Origin of the sequence: Pseudoalteromonas sp. Z1A6 (assembly GCF_011378745.1) — a bacterium.
GTDB lineage: Bacteria > Pseudomonadota > Gammaproteobacteria > Enterobacterales > Alteromonadaceae > Pseudoalteromonas > Pseudoalteromonas arctica.
The window spans coordinates 1-8,271 of sequence record NZ_WTKW01000190.1 but is presented as its reverse complement, the minus strand read 5'-3'; the positions used below and the strand labels follow the sequence as shown (position 1 = coordinate 8,271).

The following is an 8,271-nucleotide window of genomic DNA, read 5'->3' as shown; positions in this document are numbered from 1 at the left end:
CAGTGGTGAAAGTTTTACTGGTGATAAAACGAATGGATTAACAAAGCAAGCAAGAGACTTTAGAAATAAAGTAATTGCGGCTAATGACCCTTTCAAACTAATACTTGATGACTTACCAGCTGTTTTTGGCTTTAAAAAAGACGACCCAACGCTTGAAGATAAGCTAGGTAGTAATTTAAAAACAGCTATAGAAGACTTGAGTGCTCAACACGAAATGCTACTCACTGGTTTTAAACAAATTATTATTAATATGTTAGGTGAAGATTTTAATAGTGTTTTAAAAGCCCGCTGCGACATAGTTGAAAAAGAAGCTAAACGTCCTAAAGTAAAAGATTTAGCAAATCGCTTGTCACAATTCATTGATGGTAAATCTAAATTTGAGTTTGTAATTAATATATTAACTGGTGTGCCTGAGCCAAAATGGACAGACAAGCTTTTGCGTACTGGACTAGATGAATTACAAAATTTATGTGTGCAATTTAGGCGGATTGAATCCTTTAGCAATTTACAAGCAAAAGGTACCTCCAAACCACTTGCCTTTCTTACAACAGATAGTAATGGTAACCACTTAGAATTTGGTAGTTTTATTAAGCATGATTTAGCGATTGATGCTGACGTTAAGTCTGCTGTAAACAGTATTCAAGAATCGATAGCTACAATGTCAAAAGAAAAGCAACTTGCTGCACTTACAAGCCTTTTAACTAATTTGATGGATCAAACAGAATCAGAGGTGCTCGATGACGGAAAAAATTAAACATGTTTTAGGGCTTTCGGGCGGTAAAGACAGTAGCGCTTTAGCTCTATTTGTTAAAGAAACTTATCCTGAACTAGATGTAGAGTATTTCTTTACCGATACGGGTTATGAGTTACCTGAAACAAATGCTTTTATAGATCAGCTAGAAGAGAAGCTTGGTTATATCCATCGCTTAAATGCCCGCTCTTTAAATAATATTGAAGGGCGTGGTGAAAAAGACTTTGCTCATCTTTTAAAAGAGCATGGTAATTACTTACCGTCGCAAAGAGATAGATGGTGTACTGTTCAAATGAAGTTAAAGCCATTTGAGCAGTGGTTAGATAGTTTTATTCAAGATGGCTATAAAATCAAAAATTATGTTGGCATAAGAGCAGATGAACCTGATCGCTCTGGCTATATGACCATAGAAAAACCGATTGAATCGGTATTTCCATTTCGAGAACACGGCATAGTAAGAAGTGACATCGAAAATATATTACAGCGCAATGGTTTAGAACTGCCTGAATATTATAAATGGCGCTCTCGCTCTGGTTGTACATTTTGTTTTTATCAGAGAAAAATTGAATGGGTTAAGCTTATGGAAAAGCACCCTGATTTATTTGAAGAAGCCAAAGCTTTTGAAAAAGGCGATGACAACAATACTACTGTAGGTGAACGCTTTTATTGGATGGGCCAAGGCCAGCCATTAGAAACATTAGAAGACCCATCAGTACAAAAAAGAATTATTGAAAATCACGAAAAGAAAGTTGCTCGCTTTAACAAGAAAAAGCGACGCAATGCACTGCTAGGCGACTTTGACGGTGTATGTGAGTTCAATGAGTTAGATGATATTTATGATGAAGCAGAAGGCGGTGGAGCCTGTGTAACATGCTATAAATAATAAGGAAGCGGCTAAATAGCCGCTTTTTTTATAGCTGAGACCAATAGATTAATATCTGCGGTGGTAATTTCGTTCGTAAAACTTATGCGAAAAGTATATTCAGCTTCTTCACGACTCAAACCTAATGCAGTTAAAACATGTGACGCTTCAATTTCTTTAGAAGAACAAGCGGAGCCCTGAGCTAAACAAAAGAGCTCTTCATTGTCTCGTACCAAAATACCTACATTTGTTTTAGGTAAAGTTAAAGAAACCATATGCGGTAGAGCTTTTCCATTACCGTTTACAGAAAAAGGGATTTCAGCAATAGAAAGCTGCGTTAACAAGTAGTTACGTATCCCTTTATCAACAAAGCTTAAATAACTGTGTGGAAATGTATTTATTGCTGTTCCAAAACCAACTATCAGCGGCGCTGCTACTGTTCCACCTCTAACTCCTTGCTCTTGCCCTGCACCATGAATAACAGGCGTTAGAGAGCGTTTGCGCAAGTCTCGAATATAGACAGCTCCAATACCTTTTGGGCCACCGATTTTATGAGCTGAAAACGACATAATATCAACATTCAGATCATCTACATCAATTTCAGTTTTCCCGAAGCTTTGCGCTGCATCACTATGAAAAAGAATATTGTGCTCAAAACATAGTTCACCAATCTCGGAAATGGGATTAATCGTTCCTAATTCATTATTAACATGCATTACAGAAACAAGTGCTGTAGATGATTTGATCAGGCTTACTATGCTTTTAGGCTCAATAATTCCTTCTTTGTTTGGCATAACAATGGACACTTCAAAGCCTTCGCCTTTTAAATACTCGCAAATAGCAAAAATGCATTTATGCTCAATAGCACTAATAATAATATGATTTTTATCTTTTGGATGATCGCTATTAAGTAATATGCTCTTGAAGGCTATATTATTAGACTCAGTTGCACCGCTAGTAAAAATAATTTCACTTGGATATGCACCGATCATATCAGCAAGTTCTTCTCTTACTGTATCTACTTTTTGTAAAGCCGCTTCACCTAAAATGTGACCTGAGGCTGAGTTTGCATAACAACTATCGAATGCATCTATTAAAGATGTTTTAACTTCTGGAAGTAGTGGGTACGAAGCCGCTGAATCAAGATATATCATTTAATTAATCCTTAATCTGAGCGTTTAATAATACCATAAAGTACTTAGTCATTAATTTAAACCCGCTTAATAATGAATTTAAAAAAGCTAAAACTCACGACCTGCACTGTGTTCCTCTAGTGTGCTATGAAATTCCAAGGAGCGCTTGCCACCCTTGGCTGCTAATGAGGCATCAGATCTCCCCTCATTAAAACCTATTCTCTAAAATACCAACAAACAAATTACCAATAACCTTTAAATCATCACTTTTATTTGCAAACAATTCAAATACCCTAAAGTAGTCATTAACACCTTAATGACTACTTTAGGTAATCATTAATGAATTAGTCGCAAATGTAGGTGGCTACAATGTACGGCAACGTAAAACCAATAAAGCGCAGGTTATTAACGATGACTTCTGAATGCTATGTGTTTATTGACGGGTTTGAAATTTATTATTTCAAGTTATGGCGCTTTGCGGATATAAGCGACATTGATGCTGCACGCTTAACAAGCGTGATTTATACTATTGAATAAAAAACTTAAAAAGCGGTTATGCACTTCAAATTGAATCTGCGGTATGTATAGCGCGATATAAAATCGCGCTTAGCATTTTTTGAGTTACGCTTTTAGTTATTACTTTTTTCTTAACCAAAAAAGGCTGGCGGGAACCGAAATCCACGCTTGCTTACCTAATGAATCAAGATAAACACCTACCTCTTCTTTACTGCCTGGGCTGAAATATGACGGCTGTTGTTCTTTTAGTTTTTCTTGGCCGGTGAGTATTTTGGTAAAGTGTTTATTTTGCTGCTGGAGCATTTTTTTGTAATCGTTAGCGGGTTTTGAATCGCCATGCTTTACAAAAGCACTTAGCGCTAGGCTTGCTGTTGCGTGTAGTTCTTCAAAATCAAAGTCGGCTAATAGAGCATCTAACTTCTCCCACTCTTTGTTTATGATTAGGCAGTTCATTAATAAAAAGCGGTTTGCTTGATTGTCGTTTGGGTTTAGCGTTAATAACTCTTCGAGTTCTGATTGCGCTTTTTGGGTATAGCCATGCAGTGCGTGTACTTTTGCTCGATGCGCGCGAAGCATCATATAAGGGCGGGTTTCGTGCAATCCCCAAAAGTGCCCTGTGTTGTCTTTAATAAATTGCTTTGTAATGTGCCCTTCCATCATTTCTAAAAGCATCTGCATTGGCTCAAGTGCTTTTAGTTCTGTGTCGGCAAGTACCAGTTCAAGTAGTTCATCAAGCTCATCTAATTCATTTGGTTCTTCGTCTAAAAAGCTGTTGTTAAATTGTGCCTCATCTTCATCACTTAAAGTTAGGTCGTTACTAAATCGAAGTTCAAAAATAGCGTCGGCCATAAAATACACATAATTACGTTTATATTCTTGGGCGTTGTATTGGGCAAATTCACCAAATACTTTTGCCGCTGCTTTTTCGCTAGTAAAAGCTTTTAAAACGCCACTTAGGCTATCAACAGCCTGTTTTTGTAGTGCATTAAGTGCACGTTTATTTATGTGTTTAAGCGCCTGTAAAACCCCTTTACAGTAACTTGGTAGGGGCATATTCGGCTTTAGCGAATCCCGGTAGTCTTGCTTGGATAGGCTGCATTTTGCTGGCATTTTTAATTCGTTTTGAATTACTTTATCCATGCTTTGGTTATACAACGCCATTAAGCTTTCGAGGTATTTTAGCTCGCTCTCTTTTTGAAGGTTAATATCTCCAAATAAATCAGGTTGCCACTCGCTCGGGGGAAGCATTTGGGGTAATACACCTAACCCCATTAAATAACCTTGTATAAAATAGTAGTTTGGTTGTTTAGTGCTTAATTTACTGAGTTTTATAACATTGTTACGAATTTTAGTTGGCGACATAACGTGCCCTGCTATGTATAAATTTATTATTAGTGTACCCATAGATAAGGTTACCAACAACGCTAGTTTGGTTGTTTTATCCTAAAATGAATTTTTAACGAAATATTTACAAATTTAAACAAACCCGCGCCGCTAAAATACAAAAGCTGGTTTATACTGTTGTAATAATGAGCAAAAATAATAACTATGAGGCGTAATGAATAAATTAATTACCGTATTTTTATGTTTGCTGTTTACGGCTCCATTTAATGTATTTGCTTGTGAAAGAACCTTTAGCGTGGCATCGCACGATGCTTTTTGGCCGCCTTATGTAATGGGCATTAACGGTAAGCTGCAAGGCTCGGAGGTTGATGCACTTAACATTATATTTGCTGACTCCCCTTTTTGTTTTGAAGTTAAGTTGCTACCAAATTCTAAGCGGGCTTTTATTGAGCTTAAATACGGCCGTATTGATTTAGGGTGGGCTGCAAGTTATACAGACGAGCGCGCTAAATACGTGCACTTTAGTGATAACTACCGAACTGAGGTTATGCGTTTATACGAAAACAAAAATAATCAGCATAGTGTTAAAAACCTCGAAGACATTTTTAAACAAGGCTTTATTGTTGGCGCTAACTTTGGAAGCTATTACGGTGAGGAGTTTGAGCAATATAAAACTAAATATAAAAAGCAGATTGAATACACCAGTGCAACCAGTAAACGCTTTGAAATGCTTAATAAACAACGTATTGATTTTGCTATTGAAGACGAGTTAGTGGGTGCTTATTTTGGCCAAAAGGGCTCAAATATAAAATTAGTAACCAACATTGAGTATGTAAATAAAGACGATATTTATTTAATGTTTAGCAAAAAAACGGTGTCGGTTACTGAGCTTGCAGTAATTAATGAGCATATAAACAAAAACAAAACAGCACTTAAAGCGCTGTTTAAATACTAGGAGTGTAATGAAAACTTTATTTTTAACATTTACTACACTGCTATTTACTCACGTTAATGCCCTTGCGTGTTCAAAAACATTGGTAATGGGCACTAACGAAACTAATTGGCCGCCTTACCTTGTTAAGCAAGGTGATGCATTTTTAGGCACAGAAGTGGATGCTGTAAACGCTATTTTTAAAGATTCAAAATTTTGTATTAAATGGACTTATTTCCCGAGTTTTTCGCGTGTTCAAGCTGAGCTTAAAAATGGCCGAGTAGATATAACCTACGCGGCAAGTTACACAAAAAAACGTGCTCAATATGCGCACTTTAGTTTGCCCTACCGCGCAGAAGTTATGCATCTTTATAAACATAAAGACTCGCCTGATGTAACAAGTTTACCTGAGCTTTTTAGTAAAGAGTTTACAGCTGGTATTAACCGAGGAAGCTTTTTTGGTAACGAGCTTGAACAACTAAAAACTAAGTATTCAACACAGGTAGTGCTTACTGCTCAAGCAAATAATCGATTTAGCATGTTAGATAAAAAACGAATCGACTATGTTATTGAAGACTCTGTGGTTGCGCAGTACTTTGTAAAAAAACACCCCTCAATTACGCAGGTAAAGTCTATTACACCGATTAACGTTAACAATGTGCACTTTATGCTAAGTAAGGAGTCGCTAACACTGGATGATGTGGCGACCGTTAATCAATTAATTACTAAAAATGCAGCCGCTATAAAGTTAATTTATCAACCTGTGCATTAAAGCATGGGCAATAACTTAGCTCTTTGACTGCAACACTTATTTAATATTGCTGGCGGTGGTACTTACTTACATTCCCCGCTGTAAGTAAGTACCACCGCTCACGCTAAAAATAGTGGCTTAAAAACGAGAATTGCCGTTATTTTCGCTTGGTTATAAATTAGCTGCCTTTTATCTTTCATTCGTTGTGGCTGATCTGTATAATTCGCCAGCTAATTTACCCTATTGTCTGGTTCTTGTTTGTGGCGTATTGCTGCAGCGTACTCCTGTCAGTACTAATCTAGGATTACCCTTTTTGATCTCCACCGCAAATATTACGATGCAGTTTGGCGCAGAGCCGTTGTTTGAAAACATTTCAGCTAAATTTGGTAACGGTAACCGTTACGGTTTAATTGGCGCTAACGGCTGCGGCAAGTCGACTTTCATGAAAATTTTAAGCGGTGCGCTTGTTCCAAGTGCGGGTAATGTATCTATTACTCCAGGGTTGAAATTAGGTAACCTAAGCCAAGACCAGTTTGCTTTTGAGCAATACAGCGTTGTAGACGCGGTAATTATGGGCGACGTGGAGCTTTGGAAAGTAAAGCAAGAGCGCGAACGTATTTACTCGTTACCAGAAATGAGCGAAGACGACGGCATGAAAGTAGCCGATCTTGAAAGCGTATTTGCTGAAATGGACGGTTACACGGCAGAAAGCCGCGCTGAAGAAATTTTGCTTGAAGCGGGTATCGATAAAGAATTTCATTACGGGTTAATGGCAAACGTTGCTCCAGGTTGGAAACTACGTGTGCTTTTAGCACAAGCGTTATTTGCAAATCCTGACATTTTGCTACTGGATGAGCCTACCAATAACTTGGATATTCATACAATTACGTGGCTTGCTAACGAGCTTAACAAACGTAAATGTACGATGATTATTATTTCGCATGACCGTCACTTTTTAAACTCGGTATGTACACACATGGCCGACATTGATTACGGCGAGCTGCGTATTTACCCTGGTAACTACGAGAAGTTTTTAGATGCTGCGGGCCTACAACGCGAGCAACTTTTAGCTGAAAATGATAAAAAGAGCGCTGAGATTGACGAGCTACAAGACTTTGTTAACCGTTTTGGTGCTAACGCTTCAAAAGCTAAGCAAGCGAGTTCGCGTGCTAAAAAAATGGATAAAATTAAGCTTGATGAAGTTAAATCTTCAAGCCGTATGAGCCCATCACTTTCGTTTGACGAAGGTAAAAAAATGTATCGTCAGGCGCTTGAAGTTAATAAGCTTGGCCATGGTTTTGATGGCGAAATGTTATTTACTGGTGGTGATTTACTATTAGAAGCTGGCGCTAAGCTTGCTGTAATTGGCGAAAATGGTGTGGGTAAAACTACATTTTTACGCTGTTTAGTAGATGAGCTTAAAAGTAATGAAGGCGAAATTAAATGGTCTGAAAATGCGACCTTTGGTTATTGCCCGCAAGACAGCACTAAAGATTTTGAAAACGATTTAACGTTGTTTGATTGGATGTCGCAATGGCGTACAGCTAAGCACAACGATTTAATGGTTCGTGGCATGTTAGGCCGTTTGTTGTTTACAGCAGACGATTCAAACAAGAAAGCACGTAACTGTTCTGGTGGTGAAAAAAACCGCCTGTTATTTGGTAAGTTAATGATGCAAGACGTTAATGTGCTTGTAATGGACGAACCAACTAACCACATGGATATGGAAGCCATTGAAGCGCTTAACAATGCATTAAAAGACTTTGAAGGTACGCTTATTTTTGTAAGCCATGACCGTGAGTTTGTATCGTCATTAGCTACGCGTATCATTGATATTAAAGATAAAAAAGTAATCGACTTCCAAGGTACGTTTGACGAATACCTAGCAAGTTGTGAAGAGAAAAAAGCATAAACTTTTTCTAATTGCTTATAAAAACGGTGCTAAATTTAGCGCCGTTTTTTTATGTGTGGAATTTGAGTTTA

The 8,271-nt window shown here is 37.6% G+C and carries 6 protein-coding genes and 1 pseudogene; 5 read left to right on the top strand and 2 right to left on the bottom strand.

All coding sequences use genetic code 11. The features are described 5' to 3' along the window. A pseudogene (locus GQR46_RS12565) lies at window positions 1–754 on the top strand (hypothetical protein); the annotation flags it as partial. Further along, on the top strand, window positions 738–1,634 hold the full coding sequence (locus GQR46_RS12560) for a phosphoadenosine phosphosulfate reductase family protein (protein ID WP_165741132.1): 897 nt from the start codon (window positions 738–740) through the stop codon (window positions 1,632–1,634). The pseudogene GQR46_RS12565 and the gene GQR46_RS12560, both read left to right, overlap by 17 nt. Window positions 1,635–1,645: 11 nt before the next feature. On the opposite strand, the gene GQR46_RS12555 is transcribed toward GQR46_RS12560, so the two are convergent. Next, complete coding sequence (locus tag GQR46_RS12555) at window positions 1,646–2,767, bottom strand: cysteine desulfurase family protein (protein ID WP_165741131.1); 1,122 nt, start codon at window positions 2,765–2,767, stop codon at window positions 1,646–1,648. Between the two features lie 615 nt (window positions 2,768–3,382). Continuing rightward, window positions 3,383–4,624, bottom strand: coding sequence for a UPF0149 family protein (locus GQR46_RS12545; protein ID WP_165741130.1), 1,242 nt, complete (start codon window positions 4,622–4,624; stop codon window positions 3,383–3,385). A gap of 196 nt (window positions 4,625–4,820) precedes the next feature. Here GQR46_RS12545 and GQR46_RS12540 point away from each other — a divergent pair, with 196 nt between their 5' ends. The 3 genes from GQR46_RS12540 to GQR46_RS12530 all read left to right on the top strand — a co-directional run bounded on the left by GQR46_RS12540 (window position 4,821) and on the right by GQR46_RS12530 (window position 8,200). Further along, on the top strand, window positions 4,821–5,561 hold the full coding sequence (locus GQR46_RS12540; RefSeq protein WP_165741129.1) for a transporter substrate-binding domain-containing protein: 741 nt from the start codon (window positions 4,821–4,823) through the stop codon (window positions 5,559–5,561). A 7-nt stretch (window positions 5,562–5,568) separates the two neighbouring features. Then, on the top strand, window positions 5,569–6,309 hold the full coding sequence (locus GQR46_RS12535) for a transporter substrate-binding domain-containing protein (protein ID WP_165741128.1): 741 nt from the start codon (window positions 5,569–5,571) through the stop codon (window positions 6,307–6,309). A gap of 292 nt (window positions 6,310–6,601) precedes the next feature. After that, on the top strand, window positions 6,602–8,200 hold the full coding sequence (locus GQR46_RS12530; RefSeq protein WP_165741127.1) for an ABC-F family ATPase: 1,599 nt from the start codon (window positions 6,602–6,604) through the stop codon (window positions 8,198–8,200). The last annotated feature ends 71 nt before the right edge of the window (window positions 8,201–8,271 follow it).